At 33.8% G+C, this 240-nt stretch carries 1 protein-coding gene; it reads right to left on the reverse strand.

The window, feature by feature from the left end; genetic code table 11:
• The coding region (locus AB3H93_RS14195; protein WP_368020743.1) for a hypothetical protein at positions 1–219 on the reverse strand (219 nt) is incomplete at its 3' end.
• Positions 220–240: the final 21 nt, after the last annotated feature.

A 240-nucleotide genomic window follows, 5' to 3' on the forward strand; every position in this document is an offset into this window, starting at 1 on the left:
TCCTTTTGCAACTCCCCCCTCTACATATATCTTATAAATTTGAGCCAACGTGCAGCCATTTCTTTCCGCAATTCTTTGAATTTGATGGTACATTGCTATATAATCTCTAATATATTGATATGGAAGTACTTTTATGTCAGTTTGAGTTAAACAAAGCTGGTTACCTATTTCTTCTTTAGACATTCCCTTAATTGAATGTTGTATAATAAATTCAGCCATTCGATGTCTCACCATTTCCGA

Origin of the sequence: Enterococcus sp. C74 (assembly GCF_040887125.1) — a bacterium.
GTDB lineage: Bacteria > Bacillota > Bacilli > Lactobacillales > Enterococcaceae > Enterococcus_B > Enterococcus_B hirae.